The 21,737-nt window shown below is 60.0% G+C and carries 19 protein-coding genes; 7 read left to right on the forward strand and 12 right to left on the reverse strand.

Translation table 11 applies throughout. The annotated features are described in order from the left end of the window. Window positions 1-94: 94 nt before the first annotated feature. The 4 genes from ctaE to qcrB all read left to right on the forward strand — a co-directional run bounded on the left by ctaE (window position 95) and on the right by qcrB (window position 4,394). Entirely contained in the window at window positions 95-733 is a 639-nt protein-coding gene (ctaE, locus tag ATK23_RS05230) for an aa3-type cytochrome oxidase subunit III (protein WP_038991074.1), read from the forward strand. A 76-nt stretch (window positions 734-809) separates the two neighbouring features. Next, window positions 810-1,604 (forward strand): cytochrome bc1 complex diheme cytochrome c subunit, encoded by a 795-nt coding sequence (qcrC, locus tag ATK23_RS05235; protein WP_066138346.1) that lies wholly within the window; start codon window positions 810-812, stop codon window positions 1,602-1,604. Between the two features lie 70 nt (window positions 1,605-1,674). After that, window positions 1,675-2,724, forward strand: a complete 1,050-nt coding sequence (qcrA, locus tag ATK23_RS05240; RefSeq protein ID WP_066138349.1) for a cytochrome bc1 complex Rieske iron-sulfur subunit — start codon at window positions 1,675-1,677, stop codon at window positions 2,722-2,724. Between the two features lie 2 nt (window positions 2,725-2,726). Further along, window positions 2,727-4,394 (forward strand): cytochrome bc1 complex cytochrome b subunit, encoded by a 1,668-nt coding sequence (gene qcrB / locus ATK23_RS05245; protein ID WP_066138351.1) that lies wholly within the window; start codon window positions 2,727-2,729, stop codon window positions 4,392-4,394. Between the two features lie 744 nt (window positions 4,395-5,138). On the opposite strand, the gene ATK23_RS05250 is transcribed toward qcrB, so the two are convergent. The 6 genes from ATK23_RS05250 to ATK23_RS05275 all read right to left on the reverse strand — a co-directional run bounded on the left by ATK23_RS05250 (window position 5,139) and on the right by ATK23_RS05275 (window position 11,173). Next, complete coding sequence (locus tag ATK23_RS05250) at window positions 5,139-5,921, reverse strand: GntR family transcriptional regulator (RefSeq protein WP_066138354.1); 783 nt, start codon at window positions 5,919-5,921, stop codon at window positions 5,139-5,141. 113 nt (window positions 5,922-6,034) lie between these two features. Then, a complete protein-coding gene (locus tag ATK23_RS05255; protein ID WP_038991079.1) occupies window positions 6,035-6,436 on the reverse strand; it encodes a cytochrome c oxidase subunit 4 in 402 nt (133 codons plus the stop codon). Between the two features lie 2 nt (window positions 6,437-6,438). Beyond that, on the reverse strand, window positions 6,439-8,157 hold the full coding sequence (ctaD, locus tag ATK23_RS05260) for an aa3-type cytochrome oxidase subunit I (RefSeq protein WP_066138358.1): 1,719 nt from the start codon (window positions 8,155-8,157) through the stop codon (window positions 6,439-6,441). A 2-nt stretch (window positions 8,158-8,159) separates the two neighbouring features. Then, complete coding sequence (gene ctaC, locus ATK23_RS05265) at window positions 8,160-9,041, reverse strand: aa3-type cytochrome oxidase subunit II (protein ID WP_066138361.1); 882 nt, start codon at window positions 9,039-9,041, stop codon at window positions 8,160-8,162. Between the two features lie 214 nt (window positions 9,042-9,255). Beyond that, a complete protein-coding gene (locus ATK23_RS05270) occupies window positions 9,256-9,630 on the reverse strand; it encodes a HesB/IscA family protein (RefSeq protein WP_038991082.1) in 375 nt (124 codons plus the stop codon). A gap of 133 nt (window positions 9,631-9,763) precedes the next feature. Continuing rightward, window positions 9,764-11,173 (reverse strand): M20/M25/M40 family metallo-hydrolase, encoded by a 1,410-nt coding sequence (locus ATK23_RS05275; RefSeq protein ID WP_066138364.1) that lies wholly within the window; start codon window positions 11,171-11,173, stop codon window positions 9,764-9,766. A 69-nt stretch (window positions 11,174-11,242) separates the two neighbouring features. On the opposite strand from ATK23_RS05275, the gene ATK23_RS05280 reads away from it, so the two are divergent. Beyond that, complete coding sequence (locus ATK23_RS05280; protein ID WP_038991084.1) at window positions 11,243-11,836, forward strand: DUF3043 domain-containing protein; 594 nt, start codon at window positions 11,243-11,245, stop codon at window positions 11,834-11,836. 393 nt (window positions 11,837-12,229) lie between these two features. On the opposite strand, the gene ATK23_RS05285 is transcribed toward ATK23_RS05280, so the two are convergent. Continuing rightward, complete coding sequence (locus ATK23_RS05285; RefSeq protein ID WP_066138367.1) at window positions 12,230-13,294, reverse strand: quinone-dependent dihydroorotate dehydrogenase; 1,065 nt, start codon at window positions 13,292-13,294, stop codon at window positions 12,230-12,232. A gap of 105 nt (window positions 13,295-13,399) precedes the next feature. Here ATK23_RS05285 and ATK23_RS05290 point away from each other — a divergent pair, with 105 nt between their 5' ends. Next, complete coding sequence (locus ATK23_RS05290; protein ID WP_245858485.1) at window positions 13,400-14,392, forward strand: alpha/beta hydrolase; 993 nt, start codon at window positions 13,400-13,402, stop codon at window positions 14,390-14,392. A 5-nt stretch (window positions 14,393-14,397) separates the two neighbouring features. On the opposite strand, the gene ATK23_RS05295 is transcribed toward ATK23_RS05290, so the two are convergent. The 3 genes from ATK23_RS05295 to leuA form a co-directional block, all read right to left on the reverse strand. Then, window positions 14,398-15,204, reverse strand: coding sequence for an isoprenyl transferase (locus tag ATK23_RS05295; RefSeq protein ID WP_066138373.1), 807 nt, complete (start codon window positions 15,202-15,204; stop codon window positions 14,398-14,400). Continuing rightward, window positions 15,201-15,950: a DNA repair protein RecO gene (recO, locus tag ATK23_RS05300; RefSeq protein ID WP_066138376.1), complete on the reverse strand. Its 750-nt coding sequence runs from the start codon at window positions 15,948-15,950 to the stop codon at window positions 15,201-15,203. The genes ATK23_RS05295 and recO overlap by 4 nt, the downstream gene beginning before the upstream one ends. A gap of 247 nt (window positions 15,951-16,197) precedes the next feature. After that, window positions 16,198-17,940 carry a 2-isopropylmalate synthase gene (leuA, locus tag ATK23_RS05305; RefSeq protein WP_066138379.1) on the reverse strand — a complete coding sequence of 581 codons (1,743 nt, stop codon included), beginning with the start codon at window positions 17,938-17,940 and terminating at the stop codon, window positions 16,198-16,200. Between the two features lie 298 nt (window positions 17,941-18,238). On the opposite strand from leuA, the gene ATK23_RS05310 reads away from it, so the two are divergent. Further along, window positions 18,239-19,411, forward strand: a complete 1,173-nt coding sequence (locus ATK23_RS05310) for an FAD-dependent monooxygenase (protein WP_066138382.1) — start codon at window positions 18,239-18,241, stop codon at window positions 19,409-19,411. An 84-nt stretch (window positions 19,412-19,495) separates the two neighbouring features. Here the strand turns inward: ATK23_RS05310 and era are convergent, their stop codons facing one another. After that, on the reverse strand, window positions 19,496-20,458 hold the full coding sequence (gene era / locus ATK23_RS05315) for a GTPase Era (RefSeq protein ID WP_066138385.1): 963 nt from the start codon (window positions 20,456-20,458) through the stop codon (window positions 19,496-19,498). Beyond that, window positions 20,451-21,737: a hemolysin family protein gene (locus ATK23_RS05320; RefSeq protein ID WP_174520596.1), complete on the reverse strand. Its 1,287-nt coding sequence runs from the start codon at window positions 21,735-21,737 to the stop codon at window positions 20,451-20,453. The genes era and ATK23_RS05320 overlap by 8 nt, the downstream gene beginning before the upstream one ends.

Below are 21,737 nucleotides of genomic sequence, written 5' to 3' on the forward strand. Positions count from 1 at the left end.
TTTCCGCGGATGTTGCCGTGATGTGGCGCAACAAACCTCCGTGAACCCGCTTTTGCATTGGTATCTGAGGGCCATTTAGAGACATAATGTCAGTGTGACAACTGCGACTCATGCCCCAAATACGACGGCGCCACATGCGCCGAACCGCCCAAACATGGTGTCGGTGGGAACGATGGTGTGGCTCTCCAGCGAGCTCATGTTCTTCGCCGCCCTCTTCGCCATGTACTTCAGCCTCCGGGCTGCCGCGCCCGAACTATGGGCGACTGAAACTGCCAAGCTCAACGTGCCGTTCGCGCTGGCTAACACCATCATCCTGGTGTCCAGCTCGTTCTCCTGCCAGCTAGGCGTGTTCCGTGCCGAAGAATTCAAGCCTCGCCGCTCTGGCGGGCTGTTCAACTTCAAGGAATGGGGAATGATTGAATGGTTCATTCTCACCTTCATCCTTGGTGCGATCTTCGTTTCGGTCCAGGCCTACGAATACGCTGTCCTCGTTAGCGAGGGCGTGGCCATCAACTCGAACTCCTACGCTTCGGCCTTCTACATTACGACCGGCTTCCACGGCATCCACGTCGCTGGTGGTCTGATCGCATTCTTGCTGATCATTGGTCGTGCGATGCTGGCTAAGAAGTTTGGTCACTTCGAAGCAACCGGCTCCATCGTGGTGTCCTACTACTGGCACTTCGTTGACGTTGTTTGGATCGCCCTGTTCGCGATCATCTACTTCTTGAAGTAGCAGCTTAAATTCATTAGTTGCCTCAACAAGAAGTACGGCAACACCACACCAAAGAAACTAAGTGAGGAACCAGCAAGTGAAGGCTCTTTCGAAAAAGCGCCGCCACCCGCTCGCCGCTGTGGCCCTGCTTCTGTTCGGATTGCTGATTACCGGCAGTCTCTACACTGCAGCCGGTAACATCAGCGAAGCGAAGGCAGCTGAGACCACTACTGCATCGCAGGCCGATGTAGAAGAAGGTCAGAAGCTTTTCGTCGCCAACTGCGCTACTTGCCACGGCATGAATGCCGAAGGCTCCGATTCCGGTCCATCGCTGATTGGCGTTGGCGCGGCATCCGTGGACTTCCAGGTCGGCACCGGCCGCATGCCGATGCAGATGCAGGGACCACAGGCCCAGGTCAAGCCGGTGCAGTTCGACGACAAGCAGATCTCCCAGCTGGCAGCATACGTTGCAAGCCTGGGTGCAGGCCCAGCGATCCCTGATGAGGAATACTTGGATACCACCCAGGGCGACGCCGCCCACGGTGGCACCGTCTTCCGTGTGAACTGCGCGATGTGCCACAACGCGGCTGCTGCCGGTGGTGCGCTGACCCGCGGCAAGTTCGCACCAACCCTGACCGGTGTATCCGAAAAGCACATCTACGAAGCGATGGCTACCGGCCCACAGAACATGCCAGTGTTCAACGACTCGAACATCACCCCAGAAGAGAAGCGTGATGTCATCACCTTCCTGAAGACCATTGAAGCCAATGGTTCCGCTGGCGGTGCAGCCCTGGGCTCCCTGGGTCCAGTTGCTGAAGGCCTGTTCACCTGGACCGCAGGTCTGGGTATCATCATTGCCTTCACCATTTGGTTGACCTCGCGTCCTTCCTAAGGCAAACCACGGCCACGGCCGTAACCATCACTACGTACATAAATTCCTAACAGAAGGATGAGAGAGAAACATGGGCGACCATAGTCACGGCAGTCCCGAAAACTCGGGCACCGTTGCTAAGGCTGACGATGTAGCTCAGGATCGTTTCCCAGATCCGGGCCTACCACCGCATCGTCCGCGTCTCGCAGACCGCGATCCGCGCGCAGCCAAGCGACATGAGCGTCAAGTAGCGCTCCTATTTACCATCTCCATCATCGGCACGCTCTTCTTCTTCGTGGCCTACTTCGTCCTGGGCCGCCTAGGCGAGATGACCTTCGCTGAACTGCGTGTGCAGAACGCTGCACTGGGACTGGGCACCGCCTTCGCGATGCTTGGTATCGGTGTGGGTATTGTTCACTGGGCCAAGACCCTGATGCCGGATCACGAGCTCATGGAAATGCGCCACGAGATCCGCTCGGAAGAAGATCGCCAGGATGCCGTCGAGATCATCGATACCGTTATCGAGGAATCCGGCATCAAGCGTCGTCCGCTGATCCGCAATACCCTGATCGGCGCCATTGCCTTGGCTCCAATCCCGGCAATCTTCATGTTCCGCGACCTGGATCGCACCGGCAACACCGCGAGCCAGATGATCGATTCCCTGCGCCACACCATGTGGGACAAGGGCGTCCGTTTGACCCGCGACCCATCCGGTACCCCGATCAAGGCTTCGGACGTGCAGATCGGTTCTGCTTTCCACGTGATCCCAGAAGGCCTGAACGAGGCCGAGCACCCGCTGAACGAAAAGGCCAAGGCCGTCGTTCTGCTGATGCGCATGGATCCAGCGGAAATGCAGATCTCCGAGGGGCGTGAAACCTGGAACGTCGACGGCATCGTCGCGTACTCCAAGATTTGCACCCACGTTGGTTGCCCGATTGCTCTGTACGAGCAGCACACCCACCACTTGCTGTGTCCATGCCACCAGTCGACCTTTGACCTGACGCAGGAATGCAAGGTCATCTTCGGCCCGGCTGGCCACGCACTGCCGCAGCTGCCAATCACCGTGGACTCCGAGGGCTACCTGGTCGCCCAGAGTGACTTCCACGAGCCAGTTGGCCCATCGTACTGGGAGCGTGGTTAATCATGGCTACTAACGAGTACCAAGCATCGACCGCTACCGGTCGCATCGCGAACTTCGTGGACTCCCGCGTTGGCGCGTCGGGCATCGTCAAGGAATTCGGTCGCAAGATCTTCCCTGACCACTGGTCGTTCATGTTCGGTGAAGTGGCGATGTACACCTTCGTGCTGCTGCTGCTCTCGGGCACCTTCCTGACCTTCTTCTTCGATCCGTCGATGGCGCACGTCACCTACAACGGTTCGTATGTACCGATGAAGGGCATCGGCATGTCGACGGCTATGGCCTCGACCATGGAGATCTCCTTCGACGTGCGCGGCGGCCTGTTCATGCGCCAGGTGCACCACTGGTCGGCACTGCTGTTTGTTGCTTCCCTCTCCGTGCACATGCTGCGCGTATTCTTCACCGGCGCATTCCGTCGCCCACGTGAACTGAACTGGGTTGTTGGCGGCGTGCTGCTGATCATGGGTCTGGCTGCCGGTTTCACCGGCTACTCCCTGCCGGATGACCTGCTGTCCGGTAACGGCCTGCGCATTATCGATGGCGTCATGAAGGCTCTGCCAATCGTGGGCACCTACCTGTCGATGTTCTTCTTCGGCGGAGAGTTCCCAGGCGATACGGTGATCCCGCGTCTGTACTCGCTGCACATCATGATCGTTCCTGCGATCATCATCCTGCTGATTGTGATCCATCTGTTCATGGTTGTGACCCACAAGCACACCCAGTACCCAGGCCCAGGCCGCACCAACGACAACGTTGTTGGCTTCCCTGTTGGCCCGGTCTACGCAGCGAAGGCCGGTGGATTCTTCTTCATCGTCTTCGGCATCGTGGCATTGATTGCTGGCCTGTTCCAGATCAACCCGGTATGGAACTACGGGCCTTACGACCCATCCCCTGTTTCGGCTGGTACCCAGCCGGACTGGTACATCGGCTTCGTTGATGGCGCTCTGCGCCTGATGCCTGGTGTGCTTGGCAACTTCAGCTTCGAATGGATCATTCCATTCCCATGGGGCGACAACACCCTGGTGCTGTCCGTCCTGCTGCCAGCATTGGTTCCTGCCGGCGCACTGTTCGCAGTGATGTTCGCCTGGCCATGGATCGAACGCTGGGTCACCAAGGATGACCGCGAGCACCACCTGCTCGACCGTCCACGCAACGCTCCATTCCGTACGGCAATGGGCGCGGCAGGCGTAGTGTTCTACTGCGTCATGTGGGCTGCTGCCTCATCCGACTTGATCGCGACCCACTTCCATGTGTCGCTGAACGATGTCACCTACTGGCTGCGTACGCTGTTCTTCCTGGGCCCAATCCTGGCCTTCTGGCTGACTCGCCGTATCTGCCTGTCGCTGCAGCGCAAGGATCGCGAGATCGTCCTGCACGGCCGCGAAGCCGGCATCATCCAGATGTCGCCTGAGGGTGGCTTCTCGGAGAAGCACGAGGAAATTGATGTCTACAAGCGTTACCTGCTGACCAACTACGTTGATCGCCAGTACATCCCGGCTCAGCCTGATGCAGCAGGACACGTCTCCGGTTCGGAGAAGCGTCGTGCGGCACTGTCGAAGTTCTTCTTCGAAGACCGCGTCGCCCCGGTAACCCCATCGGAGCTGGAAGCTGCTCATGCAGCCCACGGCCACCATGAGGTCGAAGGCGACAAGCAGGGCTCGATCACTAAGTAATAGCGACTCGAGTTAGTCACAAAGGGAGGGACACACCGCAAGGTGTGTCCCTCCCTTCGTTAACCCATCTTTCCTGCGGCCTTGTGTGCACCAGAGCGCCAGCCAATGTCGCGAACATGAGGTTGGGGCCATCCACGGATCTCCCAGTCGATTAGAAGGGCTTCTGGCGCTGTGCCAGCATGCGATGCCGGGGCCAGCAAGGCCTTGCTCCCCCGCCAGGTTCGCAAAAGACGTTGAGGGTTACCGGGTGAAGCCAAGAACCTGCTGCGATGGTTGATTCAACCTGTGCGCGTAGGCTCCATTGCTCTTCACCCGCGAGGAAGCGGAATGCCGTCTGCAGATGAATCTGGGAGGCCACCAGCCAGCCGCAATTCCGGATCGGAGCCGCTCACGACTGTGGCTGCTCAAGCTGGTTGCTGCCCCCCAGACAAGAGTCCAGCTCCAGGAAGAGATCTAGGCCTATTCCCTGCAGCAGCCAACTTGCTGCGTCTCTCCCCTGACACACTTTCAAGAGATCAAGGCCGGCACCGTCGTTGGAATAGTTGATGAGGACCTGGAGATGGCGTTTTGAAGGTTGGGTTGTTGCGATGGATGACGGTCGCCGCCATGCTTGCGCGGATAGGCCAGTGTGCAGTGGTGCTGCTGACCGTCAACGTGCAGTTCTGTTGGCCATCAGTGGGCATTATTCATGGCCGCTGTTGGGCAGAACCCAATTTCCTTGACACCCAAGTCGCAAGTCTAGGCTCAGAAGGTGTCCGTGTAGCGTGGCGTGCGAGTACCGACTCGCTGCAATGGAACGAACAGCTTGTAGCGGTCCGACCGGTAGAGCGAGACAGAATAGTCGGCCAACCGATCGCCGATGTAGGCGTAGCGCGTGATCTGCAGGAGCGGGAAGCCGGGGTCTACGCCCAAGAGCACCGCTTGCTTCTTGCTGGCTGCAGTGCTTTCCACTTGATCCTCGCCCCATTCAAGCAAGATGCCGTAGCGCTCGTGCAAGGCTTGATATAGCTTGGACGGCGGCTCGCCGTCCACGAAACCCGGCACGAGATCAGCGGGCATATAGTTCTCGTCCAGGCTCATGGGAATGCCATCGGCGAGCAGCAGGCGCTTGAACTGGACGACTGCTGTGCCCTCCTCCACCATCAGCTGCGCCGCAAGGCTGGCGTTGGCCTTGATCTCCGCGAATTCGAGTACGTGGGCATCGGGAACCATGCCGCGGCGCATCATGTCCTCGGAGTAGGAGTGCAGGCGGACACGGAGATCCAGTTTCTCGGGCACGACGAAGGTCCCAATTCCGACTACCCGCTTGAGCACCTGTTCATCGACCAGCGCGTCGATGGCCTGCCGGATGGTTTTGCGGGCCACGCCGAAGTGCTCAGCCAGCACGCGTTCGGGTGGCAGCTTGTAGCCGGGTTTGCAGGCTTCGCGCGCATGGGTCTTGAGAATCTCGCGGATCTGCCGGTACTTGCTTTGCTTGCTCTGCGGATCAAGGTGCGCCTGAACGTGTGGCTGCGGTGCGTGGCGCATGCTGCATCTCCTCGAACTGGATATCCCGAGGGCCAATTGCCTTCGAAGAACTGTTATTAAAAGACTAACGGGGTGGCAAGCAAAAGTGCTTGCCACCCCGTCAGGGTTACTGCTTAGTGAGCGTGATCGCCACGGCTGTATTCGTAAACCCAGCCGGTCACACCAACGACGGCCAAGCCGGCGCCGATGAAGAAGACCCACCAGCCGACAGCCAGGCCAAGGAAGCCAACAGCTGCCGCGGATGCCAGGACCAATGGCCACCAGCTCCATGGGGAGAACATTCCGATATCGCCGGCGTTCTCGTGGATTTCGCCATCCACACGGTCCTCCGGGCGGTTGCCAACGCGCTTAGCGGTGAACAGCAAGTAGCCGCCTACCATTGCCGAGAGTCCAACCAGCATGATCAAGGCCAGCAATCCGACCCATTCTTCCCAGTTGGTCATGTAACCGTAGACAATTGCTACCGGGGTGAAGAAGAAGACGCCACCCAGGAAAATCCAGGATTCAACTTTCATCGTTATACGTCCTTCTGGTCAGCCGAGCCGAAGATCTTCGCAACCGGAGTTTCGGGGGTAACCCGTCCGCTCAGTTCCGGGTGGTGCAGATCCAGTGCTGGACGCTCCGAACGGATGCGAGGGATGGAGTGGAAGTTGTGACGTGGTGGAGGGCAAGAGGTTGCCCACTCCAGCGATGCGCCGAAGCCCCATGGATCGTCAACTTCAACCTTCTTGGCGTTTCGGTGGGTTACCCACACGTTCCAGAAGAATGGAATCATCGATGCACCCAGGATGAATGCGAAGACGGTCGATACCTGGTTCATGGTGGTGAAGCCATCTTCAGGCATGTAGTCGGCGTAGCGACGTGGCATGCCCATGACGCCCAGCCAGTGCTGGATCAAGAAAGTGCCGTGGAAGCCGATGAACAGCAACCAGAAGTGGATCTTCCCAAGGCGCTCGTTGAGCATCTTGCCGGTCCACTTTGGCCACCAGAAGTAGAAGCCAGCGAACATCGCGAACACGACGGTACCGAAGACCACGTAGTGGAAGTGGGCCACAACGAAGTAGGTATCCGATACGTGGAAGTCCAGGGACGGAGCCGACAGGATGATGCCGGTGAGGCCGCCGAACAGGAAGGTGATCATGAAGCCCATGCTCCAGAGCATGGGGGTTTCGAAGGTGATCGAGCCGCGCCACAGGGTACCGATCCAGTTGAAGAACTTCACACCGGTTGGAACCGCGATCAGCATGGTCATGAAGCCGAAGAATGGCAGCATGACCGAGCCGGTGACGTACATGTGGTGTGCCCACACGGAAACCGACAGGGCGGCAATTGCGATGGTCGCGAAGACCAGGCCCTTGTAGCCGAAGATCGGCTTGCGGGAGAACACTGGGAAGATCTCAGAGACGATGCCGAAGAACGGCAAGGCAATGATGTATACCTCAGGGTGGCCGAAGAACCAGAACAGGTGCTGCCAGAGTACGGCACCGCCATTGTCCGGATCGAAGATGTGAGCGCCGAAGCGGCGGTCTGCACCCAGTGCGAACAGGGCAGCTGCCAGCGGCGGGAAGGCCATCAGGACCAGCAACGAGGTGATCAGGGTGTTCCACGAGAAGATCGACATGCGCCACATGGTCATGCCAGGCGCGCGCAGGCAGATGATGGTGGTGATGAAGTTGACGGCGCCAAGGATGGTACCGAAGCCCGACAGTGCAAGGCCGAAGACCCAGAGGTCGCCGCCGATGCCTGGCGAGAAGGTGGTGTTCGACAGCGGTGCGTACGCGAACCAACCGAAGCTAGCTGCACCCTGAGGAGTGAGGTAGCCGGCCAGGGCGATAATCGAGCCCAGCGAGAAGAACCAGAATGCCAAGGCGTTCAGACGTGGGAAGGCCACATCCGGCGAGCCGATCTGCAGAGGCATCATGACGTTGGCGAAACCAGCGAACAGCGGGGTTGCGAACATCAGGAGCATGACGGTGCCGTGCATGGTGAACAGCTGGTTGTACTGTTCCTTGGTCTGCAGGATCTGCATGCCTGGTTCGAACAGCTCTGCACGAATCAGCAGCGCCATCAGGCCGCCGATGCAGAACAGGATGAACGAGCTGATCAGGTACATGTACCCGATCTTCTTGTGGTCGGTCGAAGTGATGTAGTCGACGAACAGACGACCCTTAGACTTCGGCACTACGGCTGGGGCAATCGACTTTACGTCGTCAGTCGCATATTCAAACGTTGTCATGATTACTCTCCTTCCCCGTGCTCTACTACTACGCCGTTTACAGCATTTGGCTGACGGTCGTATTCTTCACCAATGTGACCATCTTCCATCTTCGCCAGCTGAGCCTTGAACTCGGACTCGCTGACAACCTCGACGTTGAAGAGCATCTCCGAGTGGTACTCGCCGCAAAGCTCGGCGCACTTGCCGTCGTAGCTGCCTTCAACCTGCGGAGTCAGGTAGATGTAGTTGGTCTTGCCTGGGATCATGTCCAGCTTCTGCAAGAAGGCTGGGACCCAGAAGGAGTGGATGACATCGCGGCTATTGAGCTCAAGGGTTACCGACTTGCCTGCTGGCAGGTACAAGGTTGGCAGTTCTTCGCGAACGCCTTCCGAGCCATCGGTGTTCAAGTGAGCCTGTTCGCCGGCAAAGTACTTCTCGGTGCCCTGGTAGCTGTAGTTGAAGTCCCAGGCCCATTGCTTGGCTCGGACGTCCACTACAACCTCAGAATCAACAGGAGCGTTGATCTGCTTTTCCAGGTTGTTGTTGAAGCTAAAGAAGACTAGAACAAGGACCAAAGGAATGGCCGTGTAGAAGATCTCCAATGGCAGGTTGTAGCTCAGCTGACGCGGGTAACCCGTATCGTTCTTGCGGCGACGGTAGGCAATGACGCACCAGAGCATCAATCCCCAGGTCAATACGCCGATGACAATAACAGCGATCCACGAGTTAACCCAGAAATCCTGGATTGCCCCGGTGTGGTTGGTGGTATCGCGCTCCACGTTTGGGAGCCAACCGCGTTTTGCCTCCGCTGTACATCCCGTCAACAGCAATGCGCCAGTGCCGACTAAAGCCAGTACTTTGGCTTTAGCGGACCCGCGACTGCCGGTTCGGTCTTGCGAACTCACAGACGGCCCTTCCTCTTTGTTGGTGCAGAATGTGGTCTTCATAAGTCACCTCGTGGTTTAAACGAGTTGCACGGTGAGGTGGCTCACGAAGGGAAACATAGTTTTACTACTTAATGTAGAGCTTACCCTCTTTGGGGTCAGAATGCCGAAAAACGCCGCTGTACTAACGAGAAATTTCTTCAACGTTTGAACAGCGGCGTTAGTTCCCTACGGCCTAGTGGAAGGAATCTCCGCACGCGCAGGAGCCGGATGCGGCGGGGTTGTCGATGGTGAAGCCCTGCTTCGAGATGGTGTCCTCGAAATCAATGGATGCGCCAGCAAGATAAGGCACGCTCATCTTGTCGACGATGACTTCAACGCCGTCGAAGTCGCGCACAGCGTCGCCTTCGAGCATGCGCTCATCGAAATAAAGCTGGTAGATCAGGCCCGAGCAGCCTCCTGGCTGCACTGCGATGCGGAGACGAAGATCATCCCGACCTTCCTGCTCCAGAAGCGAGCGAACCTTGGCCGCTGCCACGTCGGAAATTTCTACCTCGTGGGTTGGAACCTCGGTTGGGTCGCCCTTGGTCTGGTCAACAGATGCAGTCATGATTTTCCTCCCATACTGCTCGATGCGGTACCAAGCCCCAGATTTGTTCTGGAGCTGGCACCTCTGTTCTTGCTTCTATCCTACGTCGCTACGCTGAAGATTTCTCCTCTTGCGTCTCTCCGTATGACACGCTTCATAGTCCCTCGGCGTTGATCCTTGCCAGCATCAGCGCTTCAGCCTCAATGGCATGCTGGAAGTCGCCCAGATGTAGCGACTCGTTGGCTGAATGCGCGCGCGAATCAGGATCCTCGACGCCAGTGACGAGAATCTGGGCCTGCGGGAAGACTTCCAGCAAATCTGCAATGAATGGAATTGATCCACCCAGCCCCATATTCACTGGTACAACACCCCAAGCTTGTTCCAGGGCCCAGCGTGCAGTGTCATTAGCTGAAGCATCCAAATCGGCCTTGTAGGCGTTGCCCGCTTCCGTAGCCACAAATCCAACTTCGGCGCCACGCAGGTCAATGCTCTTGACATGTGATTCAAGGGCCTTGAGCGCATCGGCTGGGTCCTGCCCTGGCGCCAGCCGCATCGATACCTTGAAGCGAGTTGCCGGCAGCAAGGTATTCGATGAGTGGTCAACGCTTGGGATATCCATTCCAATTACGCTCAGTGCTGGTTTATTCCATAAGCGGTCGGTGATTTTCCCGGATCCAGCGAGCTGGAAGGAATCCAGTACGCCGGAATCCTTGCGGAACTCGGCTTCATCGAAATCGACTTCGGCAGCGTCGTTGGCGACCAATCCCGCAACGGCCACGGAGCCATCGTCATTGTGGAAACTGGAAATCAGCTTGGCAGCCAGGATGGGGCCATCGAGAACTGGGCCGCCGAACATGCCAGAATGGACCGCATGGTTCAGCGAGCGGACGGTGATCTCTGCCGCGCACATGCCGCGCAATGAACTGGTCAGCGCCGGAGTTCCAACTGACCAGTTGGACGAGTCGGCAACGACGATAACGTCTGCCGCCAGCTTTTCCTGATGGGCTTCCAAGAAGTTGCGGAAGGAAGGGGAGCCTGCTTCTTCTTCGCCTTCGAAGAAGTAGGTTACGCCAACGCCGAAGTCGCTGACGAGATCCAGCACGGCGCGCATCGCAGCGATGTGCACCATGATGCCCGCCTTGTCGTCGGCGGCGCCGCGTCCGAACAGCCGGTCCCCTACCCTCGTGGCTTCGAAGACCGGGGTATTCCAGTCTGCCTCGTTGCCTGGGGGCTGGACGTCGTGGTGCGCGTAGAGCAGCACGGTCGGCTTCCCGGGGGCCGCCTTGCGCTGCGCGACAACGGCAGGTGCGCCCATAGCGCCATTCTGCGCTGGTTCGCGCAGGATTTCCACGGTCTCCATGCCAGCCGACTTCGCCAATTCGGCAGCGGCAGCAGCTGATTTTTCCAGGTTCTGCGGGTCGAAGGATTCCCATGCGATGCTTGGGATCGCGACCAGGGAGGTGAGCTCTTCGAGGATCTTCTCGAAGTTTGTTTCGATGTGGCTCTTGAGCGCGGCAATATCGACACCGTTAGCAGCGGCGTCGAAGGTAGTATTCTCGGTCATGTCTTCAGCCTAGCAATTCCACGGGCATCGAGTGTCACGCCGTTGTCGAATCCCGGCTAAGATGGAGGGGTGTTTGGACGTAAGAAGGATGAACCTCAATCCCCCGTAAATGTGGAGCCTGCTCAGCAGGCCCCGGAATCCACCGACGGCCGCAAGACCGGTCCAACGCCCAAGCGCAGTGCGCAGCAGGCGAACCGGCAACGCCCGTTGGTTCCTACTGATCGCAAGGCCGCGAAAGAGGCTGAACGTCAACGACGCATCGAAGCCCAGAACCGTTTACGCTTGGCGAACGAAACTGGCGATGAACGCTACCTGATGCCGCGCGATAAGGGCGAGCAGAAGCGCTACACCCGGAATTTCATTGACTCCCGCTGGATGTTCGGCGAGTTCATGATGTTCATCATCCTGGCCTTCTTGGTCATCTCGCTGGTATTCCAGAGCAATCTGCAGGTTCAGATGTTCGTGCAGCTGGCCCTGTGGGTCGTGATCGCATTGATCATCGTCGAGGCCATCGTGACTTCCATAATCTTGAAGAAGCGCTTGACTGCCAAGTTCGGCCACATGGAGAAGGGCGTACGCATGTACGCTGCGATGCGCGGCATGCAGTTCCGCAAATTGCGCCTGCCGAAGCCGCAGGTCAAGCGCGGCGAAATTATCGACTAGTCGATCCAGCTAGACTACTGAGGGGCAAGCTCGCATGAGCTTGCCCCTTTTCTAATCCAATTCTTCCATGTGGTACAGGGTTATAACGTTGTGAACGCGAATACAAGAAGAATGGAGATCTTCATCTACCGGGCAGTTCCAGCTGGAAATTTTCCATACAGCCTTGTATCTGGAGGTGAGTCTCGTGCTTGTGGACGCGGATACAAGGATTCCTGGAGCCTGTCGCTCTAAATTGCCAGCTTCTCCCCTGTCTCCCTGGCTCTGGCTTCATCACGTGCGCGAGATAGCACACGAGGCCATTATCGGGCCAGCTTCGCAGTAGCTGAACGTACGGCCCCGATTGTGAAAATCGAGGCCGTACCAGAGTGATGAGGGGCTTGCCCGCCCAACGCTCTAGAGCATGCGCTCCAGATCCTTGTTGATGGAACGTGCCCAGAACGGACCCTCGTAGAGGAATGCAGTGTAGCCCTGCACCAAGTCCGCGCCCGCGTCCAGGCGTTCCTTCACATCCGTGGCATTTTCCACGCCGCCGACGGAAATCAACGCCATTTCGGCAGGAACCAATGAACGCAGCTGGCGAAGAACCTCAAGCGATCGCTGCTTGAGCGGAGCCCCTGATAGTCCGCCGGCACCAATTTCTTCAACTTTGGCGGCATCGCTATTCAAGTTCTCACGACCGATAGTCGTGTTGGTGGCAATGATGCCATCGAGTTCAAGTTCGATGGCCAAGCGCGCGACATCGGCAACGTCCTCATCGCTCAAGTCGGGAGCGATCTTAACCAGCAGCGGGATGTGCCGGCCTGCAACCTTGTCAGCCAGCTGGCCAACTTCCGAAAGCAGCGGGCGAAGAGAATCGACGCTCTGCAGCAGGCGAAGTCCTGGGGTGTTCGGGCTTGAAACGTTCACCACCAGGTAATCCGCGTGGATCGCCAGCTGGCGAGTGGACGACAGGTAATCCGCGACCGCATCCTCCAACTCCACGACCTTGGTCTTGCCGATATTCACGCCAATCACCGGACGGGTTCCAGCGTAATCAGACTTGAGCTCCTGGCGGGCACCGGCGACGCGGGCAGCCACGCGCTCGGCACCTTCATTGTTGAAGCCCATGCGGTTGATAACCGCGCGGTCGTCAACCAGACGGAAAAGCCTTGGTTGCGGATTGCCGGGCTGGGCCTGTCCGGTAACCGTCCCGATTTCAACATGGCCGAAACCTATGTCGCTCAACGCCAAGATGCCGGTGGCTCCCTTGTCGAAACCGGCAGCCAATCCAAATGGCGATGGGAAGTCGATACCCATGACGGTGCGATTCAGTTTGGGTGCCGGGGCGAAGAATTTGCGTGCTACTTTGGTGAGCCCTGCACGTTGCGCAATCTTGATCGCGTTGAAGGCAAAATGGTGAGCCTGTTCAGGATCCATCTTGGTGAAGACGTGCTTGAAGACCAGTGGGTATATGCGCATAGACCCATTTTCCCGCGAAGAGGCCGAAACAGACAACTTGAGGTGGGTAGTATTCAAGATATGAAGCACTTCGTCGTCCCAGAAAGCAGCAACTGGCCCGACTTCATGTCTTCCACCCGCCCGGGGCAATGGGTTGAAGATCCGCTGGGACCCGATTTCGAGCACCTAACCCTGGATTTCGGAACCGATGCCGAAGGCCCGGCGGTGGCAACGCTGATTCGGTACCGCCCGGCAGGATTCCGGCAACGTCTCGGGCGCAAGGCGCAGGGAATCGTGCTGAGCGTGCACGGCTGGAGCGACTATTTCTACAACCGTGAACTGGCTGCTTTCTGGCATCACCACGGATACCACTTCTACGCACTGGATCTGCGCAGGCATGGTCGCAGCTTGAGAGCAGAACATGCCTTGCCCGGATACGTTGACGACTTGGCGGACTTCGACGAAGAGCTTGAAGCGACTTTGGAACTGCTGCGCAAGGAGCATCCGGTCCTGCCAGTAGTGGCCCAAGGGCACTCGACCGGCGGACTGATTCTTAGCTTGTGGATTGCCCGCCGGCAACCAGAGATCAAGGCTCTGGTGCTGAATGCTCCATGGCTCGAATTTCAGGGAACAGCCTTCTTGCGCATTCCCATTCATGGCCTGATGGAAGCGATCACCCGCACGAATCCGCGCCGGAAGCTCAGCGGGCCGGAATTCGACCATTACTGGCAATCACTGAGTACCGACAGCCACGGCCAGTGGGATGTTCATCGACTGTGGCGGCCAAGAGTCGCTTTTCCGAATACCGCGGGATGGCTGAAAACGATCTTCGATGGCCATGCACTAGTAGCCAAAGGGCTGAAACTCCAGCAGCCGATCTTCGTGCTCACCTCGGACCGGACCCACATCGGCACGACCTACTCCCCGGATATGCAGCATTGCGATTCGGTACTGGACGTTCAGCAGACTCGCCTGCGGGCGATGAAGCTGGGCAGTTTCGTTACCCTGTCCGAAATTCCCGGAGCAATGCACGATGTGTTCACCTCCGCTGAACCGGCCAGAGCCGCGGCGTATCGCGACTTGAGCCTTTGGCTGCGGATGGTGGGCACAGCGCGCTGAACGTCCTACCCCTGGGGCTTGTCGACGGCTCCGCCGTAGCGGCGATCGCGCTTTGCGTATTCTTCCACCGCGGCATACAGCGTCCGCCGGTCGACATCCGGCCACAACTGGTCCAGGAAGACCATCTCCGCGTAGGCCGACTGCCACAGCAGGAAGTTGCTGGTGCGCTGCTCGCCACTGGTCCGCAGGAAGAGATCTACATCTGGGAGTTCTGGCGCATGTAGGTACTTGGCAATGGTCTTTTCGCCAACGGAACTGGCGCGAAGCTTGCCGGCAGCGACATCTTGGGCAATTTGGCTGACTGCGTCGCCAAGTTCTGCCCGACCGCCATAGTTCACGCACATGGTCAGCTGGCATCCCAAGTTGTCCTTGGTTAGCTCTTCGGCTTCTTTGAGCTCGTTGATCACTGACTTCCAGAGCTTGGGCTCCCGGCCCGACCAGCGAATGCGCACGCCCCAAGAATTCAACGTATCGCGTTGGCGGCGCAGGACATCACGCGAAAAGCCCATCAGGAAGCGGACTTCCTCTGGGCTGCGCTTCCAGTTTTCCGTGGAGAACGCATAGACCGAAACATATTTGACACCCAACTCCACGGCGCCTGCCATCACATCGAGCAGCGCGGCTTCGCCTGCACGATGCCCCTCGGTACGCGGCAGTCCGCGCTGGTTGGCCCACCGCCCATTGCCGTCCATGACAATCGCCACGTGCTCAGGGATGAGCTCCTGGGGAATGGTCGGCACCTGTGGATTCTCCGGGTGCGCAAAGGGAGCAACGGGGCCTCGGCGGCCGGTGATCTTTGGAAGCTTCTTCAATTTCTCTCCACAAGACGTAGGGAATTCACTGCACGCTCTAGGTGCCATTGCAAGTAATTGGCCACGATATCTGCTGCCTGCTTGCGCGCACGGGGTCCTGCCTGTGCCACGGTGGACCAGTCCCCCTCCAATAGGGCCTGCAGATATTCGATGGTGATGGGGTGCGGGGATAATGACCCGGAAGGGCGGCATTCGGGGCAAACCACGCCGCCAAGCTGGACGTGCAGTGCTTGATGCGGGCCAGGCTTGCCGCAGCGCACGCAATTGGTGAATGACGGTGCCCAACCAGCGACCGACAGCGCCCGCAGAATATAGGAATCGAGCACGGCCCCGGAATCGACCCTCTGCTTGGAGAGCAGCGCGATCGCACCGTGGAAGAGCTGATATTGCTGGAGCGTTGAATCGCTGTCCGTCTCGAGCAGCCTTTCGGCGATCTCCGACATGGCGTTGGCCACCGTATAGCTCGGGTAATCCATGACCAGCAGCTGGCCGTAGGGGTTGCGCAGCTGGGCTTGCGAGACGATATCGAGGTTCCGGCCCATCACCAGCAGGGCATTGACTTCCATGAAAGGTTCCAGCGTTGCGCCCATCCTCGACGAGGTCCGGCGTACGCCCTTGGCCACGGCACGGACAATTCCGTTGGGGGTCAGCAGCGTGATGATCCGGTCGGCTTCACCCAGCTTATGGGTGCGCAAGACCAGACCACGGGTGTGGTAGCTCTTGGAAGCGAAACCTGATCTGGACACAGACAGTATTCTCCCACTTCAACTGCCAAAGTTCTGAATCGCTTGAATACCAGGAGTTCCGATTCGCCGGCGGACATGGCAGTTGCACGAGCAAACCGGCATCTACCGGGGCCGAATCCAAAGGGTTCGAGGCACTCCGCGACTTGAACCGGGCAGAAAGGCCGAGAATACCGTGCAGGACTAAACGCCACGGCCAGCTGAGTGGGCTGGCCGTGGCGTTTTGCTGGCGGCAGGTTCTGCCGGCTGCCTACTTGCTGTCGCGGATTGCGCGGTTGACCGCAGAGACCACGGCCTTCAGCGCCGCGATGTTGGTATTGGTGTCCAGGCCGATTCCCCAGAGGATGCGATCGCCCACGGCGCATTCGACGAAGGCCGCGGCGCGGGCGTTGCCGCCTTCGCTCATGGCATGCTCGGAGTAGTCCAGCACGCGCAGATCCACGCCATCGTCGTTGAGCAGCTTGACCAGTGCGGAGACCGGACCGTTGCCCTGGGCGCTGCGCTCATGGGCCACGCCGTCGATGATCAGCTTGGTATCCAGGCGGAAGCTGCCATCCTCTGCCGAAGCCGCGGTGGCCGAAGCGATCTGGTAGTAGCCCCACGAGTTCATTCCCGAATCCTCGCTGACCGGCAGGTACTCGTCCTGGAAGACATCCCAGATATGCTGCGAGGAGATCTCGCCGCCCTCGGTATCCGTCTTTCGCTGGATGACGCCGGAGAACTCGATCTGCGCGCGGCGTGGCAGATCCAGGTTGTAGTCGTTCTTCAGCAAGTAGGCCACGCCGCCCTTGCCGGATTGCGAATTGACCCGGATCACTGCTTCGTAGGAGCGGCCGATATCCTTCGGATCGACCGGCAGGTACGGAACAGCCCAGACCAGGTCATTGATGTCCTTGCCTTCAGCCGAAGCCTTGGCTTCCATCGCTTCCAGGCCCTTCTTGATCGCATCCTGGTGCGAGCCGGAGAAGGCGGTGAACACCAGGTCGCCGCCGTACGGGCTGCGCTCGGGCACCGGCAGCTGGTTGCAGTACTCGACGGTGCGGCGGATGTGGTCCATGTCGGAGAAGTCGATCTGCGGGTCCACGCCCTGGCCGAACATGTTCATGCCCAGGGTCACCAGGTCCACGTTGCCGGTGCGTTCGCCGTTGCCGAACAGGCAGCCTTCGATGCGGTCCGCGCCGGCCAGGTAGCCCAGCTCCGCGGCGGCCACGCCGGTGCCGCGGTCGTTGTGCGGGTGCAGCGAGAGGATGATCGAGTCGCGGTTGGCCAGGTTGCGGTGCATCCACTCGATGGAGTCCGCGTACACGTTCGGGGTGGCCATTTCCACAGTGGCCGGCAGGTTCAGGATCATCTTGTTCTCCGGGCTGGCCTCCAGCACTTCGGCGACCGCCTCGGAAATGCGCTTGGCGAATTCCAGCTCGGTACCGGTGTAGGACTCCGGCGAGTATTCGTAGGTGATCTTGGTGCCGGTCAGCTGTTCCTCGTACTTCTTGCACAGCCGCGCGCCATTGACGGCGATGTCCACGATGCCGTCCTCGTCCTGGCGGAAGACGACCTCGCGCTGCAGGATCGAGGTGGAGTTGTACAGGTGCACGATGGCCTGCTTGGCGCCTTCCAGCGCCTGGTAGGTGCGCTCGATCAGGTGTTCGCGCGACTGGGTGAGCACCTGGATGGTGACGTCCTCGGGGATGCGGTTCTGCTCGATGAGCTGGCGCACGAAGTCGAAGTCGGTCTGCGAGGCGGACGGGAAGCCGACCTCGATCTCCTTGAAGCCCATCTGCACCAGCAGGTCGAACATCTTGTGCTTGCGTTCGGGGCTCATCGGGTCGATCAGCGCCTGGTTGCCGTCGCGCAGGTCGACCGCGCACCAGCGCGGGGCCTTGGTGATGTACTTGTCAGGCCAGGTGCGATCGGGCAGATTGACCTCGATCTGGTCCTGGAATGGAACATACTTGTGGATTGGCATGTTCGAAGATTTCTGCATGTTCTGCATTTCTTTGGGTCCCCTAGACAAAAATAGTGCTTACTTTGTGGGGCCAGACAAGAGCTACTCCGCGACGAGGGGTCGGCCTGTAGACCACTAGCGGTCCTTTGGATCCTCGCAGCGGCTGAGTAGTAGTAGAAGCTCGAAATGCACGAGATGAGCATAGCACCACGCTGTGCAGGCAGGTGAAACTTGTGTCACCTCCGTGTCACATATTGGACAGGCCGCTGGTGCGCTGCGGTGGACAGGATGATGGCGCCGGCGAAGAATGGGTTCCACCACACCACACGCCAAAGGAGGTTGGTTGATGAGGGCGATTATCGTTGGCGCTGGAATCGCCGGACTGGTCGCGGCCAGGCAATTGGGCTTGGCCGGCTGGGAGGTGCTGGTGCTTGAGCGATCGGATGCCCCTCGCCCGGACGGCTACATGATGGACTTCTTCGGTCCGGGCATTGAAGCGTCCGAGCGCATCGGACTGCTGCCCTATCTCGCCGAGGCCGCCTACCGTGTGCAGGCTGCGCAATATGTGGATCCTCGGGGCAAGCCGACAGCGTCGCTGGATTATTCGAAGTTCTCCGATCTCGCCGGCGGCAGGGTGCTCACCTTGCTGCGCCCGGACATGGAAGCGGCCGCGCGAGCCGCGCTCCAGGATGCCGATCCGTCGCGGGTCCAGCTGCGCTACGGGGTTCATATCGACCAGCTGGACATCCATGGCCAGCGGGCCCAGATCCGCATCAAGGGGCAGAACCAGCCGGAGCTTGCGGATCTGCTGGTCGGGGCCGATGGCATCCATTCAACGGTCCGGGCAAGGTTCTTCGGTCCGGAAGGGGCGTTCCTGCGCCCCTTGGGAATGCGGGCGGCAGCCTTCATCATCCGGGATCCCGAGCTGAACCGGCGCTTCAAGAACCGCTTCGTGCTCACCGATACGGTTGACCGCACCGCGGGAATCTATGGGCTGCGCAGCGACGAGGTGGCATCTTTCCTGGTCTATCGCCATGAATACGGGGCGCCCGTCGGGCCGGCCCGCGATCGGCTGCGCAGCATTTTCGCCGGTTGCGGCGCGCAGGTGGACCGGCTGCTGATGCAATGCCCGGATGACCCCTATGACGATGCCGTCGCGCAGGTGGTGATGGATTCCTGGCATGCCGGCCCGGTGGTGCTGATCGGGGATGCGGCGGCCTCGGTCTCGCTGCTGGCCGGCCAGGGCGGGGCGATGGCCGTGTGCGCCGCGGCCGCCCTGGGCGATGCGGTGGGCAGTGCCACCGAACCGGGGCAGTTGCCGCCCGCCCTCGCACGGTACGAGAAGGCGATGCGGCCGAAGATCGACACGGCCCAGGCTTCGGGGCGGCGTGCGGCCAACAGCTTCCTGCCGCGCAACCAGCTGGCCCTGCGGATGCGGAGATTCATTATCAACTCCACGCGTCTGCCCGGCGTGGATCGGCTGGTGGCCCGCCAGATCGTCAACCGCCTGGCCAAGTAGGAGGCTGCCTATCCAGCGCGTCCCCAAGACCGGCGCGGTCCTGGGGACGAAGTTGGGCGTTGGCCCGGTGCGGCGGCGCGCGGCCTAGAAGCCCAGGCGCCCGAGCTGCTTCGGGTCGCGCTGCCAGTCCTTGGCGACCTTCACATGCAGGTCAAGGTAGACCTTGGTGCCCAGCAACTTCTCGATGCCGCGGCGGGCATTGGTTCCGACCTCGCGCAGCCGCGAACCACCACGGCCGATGATGATGGCCTTCTGGCTGGAGCGCTCGACGAACAGCGAGACGTGGATGTCGATCAGCGGGTTGTTTTCGCTGCGTCCTTCGCGCGGCACCATTTCCTCGACGACCACTGCCAGCGAGTGCGGCAATTCGTCGCGCACGCCTTCCAGCGCGGCTTCGCGGATCAGCTCGGAAACCATCTTGGCTTCCGGCTCGTCAGTCAGCTCGCCATCCGGGTACAGCGGAGGGCCTGCCGGCAGGTGCTCGACCAGCACATTGGCCACCTCTTCGACCTGGAACTCCTTGACCGCGGAGACTGGCACGATCGCGGCGAACCCCTGTTCGCCGAAGTTCTGCGTGCCCATTTCGGCGACGGCGATCAGCTGCTGCGCGAGCTGCTCGCGGTCCACCAGGTCGGCCTTGGTGACCAGCGCGATGATCGGCTTGCGCTGTAGCTGCGCCAGCTGCGTGGCGATGTAGCGGTCGCCCGGGCCGATCTTCTCGTTGGCCGGGATGCAGAAGCCGATCGCGTCCACCTCGGAGAGGGTCTCGGCGACCAGGTCATTCAGGCGCTGGCCGAGCAGGGTGCGCGGACGGTGCAGGCCCGGGGTATCGACCAGGATCAGCTGCGCGTCCTCGCGGTGCACGATGCCGCGGATGGTGTGGCGGGTCGTCTGCGGCTTGGCGGAGGTGATGGCCACCTTCTGGCCCACCAGCGCGTTGGTCAGCGTGGACTTGCCGGCGTTCGGGCGGCCCACGAAGGAGGTGAAGCCGGAGCGGAAGCCCTCGGGCCATCCGCTGGAGGCGAGCAGGTTCTGGTTTTCACTCATCTGAGGAATCCTCGTCGTTCTCAATATGGTCGGATGCGTCTGTTTCCAGGCGCTCTACATGGATTTTGCCGATACGGTTGCGGCGGCCGGCGAGGGCCACCACGGTCAGGCGCAGGCCGTGCACATCAGCGGTGGAACCGAGTACCGGCACCGATTCCAGGGCCTTGGAGAGCAGGCCGGCGACGGTATCGACGTCCTCTTCCTCGATGTGCATGCCGAAGTGGTCGGCCACATCGTCAATGGATGCGGCGGCCACGGCGAAGATCGAACCGTCGGGGTTCTCGATCAGTTCGGCCCGGGAACGATCATACTCGTCGTCGATCTCGCCCACGATTTCCTCGAGCAGGTCTTCGAGGGTCACCAGGCCCGCGGTGCCGCCGTATTCGTCGATGACGACTGCCAGGTGGATGGACTCCTGCTGCAGTTCCTGCATCAGCTCTGCCGCGGACTTCGATTCGGGAACGAAGCGGACCTTGCGCGCCAGGTCGGCCAGGGACTGCGCCTGCTGCAGGCCGTGGATCTCGCGGATCAGGTCCTTGAGGTAGATGATGCCCTGAATGTCATCGGTATCCTCGCCGATCAGCGGGATGCGGGAGAAGCCGGAGGCGATGAACAGGTCCATGGCGCTGTGGAACGAATGATCAGCATCCAGCACCACCATGTCGGTGCGCGGCACCATCACCGAGCGGACGCTGGTCTCCTCCAGGTCAATCACCGAGGAGATCAGTTCGGCCGATTCCTCGTCCAGATCCTCGCCTTCGGAGGCGCGATCCACCAGATCGCGCAGGCGTTCCTTGCCCAGGTAGCCTTCGCCGTCCGCGCCGCCGGGGCTCAGCGCCTTGGCGATGGATGCCAGCCAGTTGGTGACCGGACCCAGGACCAAGCGCAGGAAGCGAACCAGGGTGGCCGTGGACTGAACGACGGTCTGCGCGTTGGAGCGCCCATAGCGCCGCGGGGACACGCTGACCAGGACGAAGCCCAGGGCAGCCATGGCAATCGTCGAGATCATGCCGATCAGCCACACATTCGCGATCCACTGCGAAACGAGCAGGGCCACGGCGACCGCCGAAGCGGTCTCGAACCAGATGCGCCAGAACTTCACCGCCTGGGCATGGCTTTCCGCCTCATCCAGGATCGCGGAAAGCGCCTTGGAGTTCGATTCGGCGCGCAGGCGTTCGGCCGCGTGCCGGGATAACGCATAGAAGGCCGAGTCGACCGCGGTCAGCACGGCCGAGAAGGCCATGAAAACCAGGGCCAGGACCAGCAAGACGATTTCCAC

The organism is Glutamicibacter nicotianae (assembly GCF_002797775.1).
Taxonomy (GTDB): domain Bacteria; phylum Actinomycetota; class Actinomycetes; order Actinomycetales; family Micrococcaceae; genus Glutamicibacter; species Glutamicibacter nicotianae.

Excerpts from the sequence above, each read along its gene's own strand:
- qcrA (WP_066138349.1), top strand. The coding sequence starts at position 1,675 with ATGGGCGACCATAGTCACGGCAGTCCCGAAAACTCGGGCACCGTTGCT.
- qcrB (WP_066138351.1), top strand. The coding sequence starts at position 2,727 with ATGGCTACTAACGAGTACCAAGCATCGACCGCTACCGGTCGCATCGCG.
- ATK23_RS05250 (WP_066138354.1), bottom strand. The coding sequence starts at position 5,921 with ATGCGCCACGCACCGCAGCCACACGTTCAGGCGCACCTTGATCCGCAG.
- ATK23_RS05255 (WP_038991079.1), bottom strand. The coding sequence starts at position 6,436 with ATGAAAGTTGAATCCTGGATTTTCCTGGGTGGCGTCTTCTTCTTCACC.
- ctaD (WP_066138358.1), bottom strand. The coding sequence starts at position 8,157 with ATGACAACGTTTGAATATGCGACTGACGACGTAAAGTCGATTGCCCCA.
- ATK23_RS05270 (WP_038991082.1), bottom strand. The coding sequence starts at position 9,630 with ATGACTGCATCTGTTGACCAGACCAAGGGCGACCCAACCGAGGTTCCA.
- ATK23_RS05275 (WP_066138364.1), bottom strand. The coding sequence starts at position 11,173 with ATGACCGAGAATACTACCTTCGACGCCGCTGCTAACGGTGTCGATATT.
- ATK23_RS05285 (WP_066138367.1), bottom strand. The coding sequence starts at position 13,294 with ATGCGCATATACCCACTGGTCTTCAAGCACGTCTTCACCAAGATGGAT.
- ATK23_RS05290 (WP_245858485.1), top strand. The coding sequence starts at position 13,400 with ATGTCTTCCACCCGCCCGGGGCAATGGGTTGAAGATCCGCTGGGACCC.
- leuA (WP_066138379.1), bottom strand. The coding sequence starts at position 17,940 with ATGCAGAACATGCAGAAATCTTCGAACATGCCAATCCACAAGTATGTT.
- ATK23_RS05310 (WP_066138382.1), top strand. The coding sequence starts at position 18,239 with ATGAGGGCGATTATCGTTGGCGCTGGAATCGCCGGACTGGTCGCGGCC.
- era (WP_066138385.1), bottom strand. The coding sequence starts at position 20,458 with ATGAGTGAAAACCAGAACCTGCTCGCCTCCAGCGGATGGCCCGAGGGC.